Below are 738 nucleotides of genomic sequence, written 5' to 3'. Positions count from 1 at the left end.
GAATATATTACATGTATTTTTTCATAATTTGATATGTAATTTGGAGGATATACAATGACAAACGATAACTTTTTTAATGTTCTATATGAACGCACATCTACACGTGCATTCAACCCTGAGAAAGAAATTTCATCTACAGAGCTACACGAGATTTTAAAGGGCGCTGCTCAAGCACCTTCTGCTTGGAACTTGCAGCACTGGAAATTCCTCGTATTCCAAGGTGAAGATGTACAGAAACGATTACATCCAATTGCTTATAACCAACAACAAATTCTTGATGCTTCTGCTGTAGTCGCTATTTTAGGTGATTTAGAAGCTTATAAAAATGTTGAACCAGTTTATGGTCCAATTGTAGAACAAGGATTTATGAAAGAAGAAGCAAAAGAGCGCTTAGCTAAAAATATTGAGTCTGCATATGCTCGTGAGCAATTCCCAAGAGACGCAGCCTTTTCAAATGCATCTTTAGCAGCAATGCAACTCATGCTTGCAGCTAAAGCAACTGGCTGGGATACTTGCGCTATTGGCGGTTTCAACCCACAAGCACTTACAGAAGAATTCAATGTTTCATCTCGCTACATACCAATTATGCTTATTACAATTGGTGAATCAACTTTAAAAGGCCACCCTGCACCACGAATGAGTGTGGAGCAAGTGAGTGAATGGGCAAAATAATAAAGTGAAGCTTTAATCAATGTGAAGGTCTCACTGCTCTTTAATACGGATAAAAAAGAAACGAAG

Annotated in this window: 1 protein-coding gene; it reads left to right on the top strand. The window is 37.8% G+C overall.

The genetic code is table 11. The annotated features are described in order from the left end of the window. Window positions 1–54: 54 nt before the first annotated feature. The gene (locus tag KI369_RS28160; protein ID WP_212958944.1) at window positions 55–672 is read left to right on the top strand and encodes a nitroreductase family protein; all 618 of its coding nucleotides are present in this window, start codon (window positions 55–57) and stop codon (window positions 670–672) included. Window positions 673–738: the final 66 nt, after the last annotated feature.

The organism is Bacillus sanguinis, assembly GCF_018332475.1.
GTDB lineage: Bacteria > Bacillota > Bacilli > Bacillales > Bacillaceae_G > Bacillus_A > Bacillus_A sanguinis.
The sequence above is the reverse complement of the archived record's forward strand: the minus strand, read 5'-3'. Positions and strand labels throughout refer to the sequence as shown.

Excerpts from the sequence above, each read along its gene's own strand:
- KI369_RS28160 (WP_212958944.1), top strand. The coding sequence starts at position 55 with ATGACAAACGATAACTTTTTTAATGTTCTATATGAACGCACATCTACA.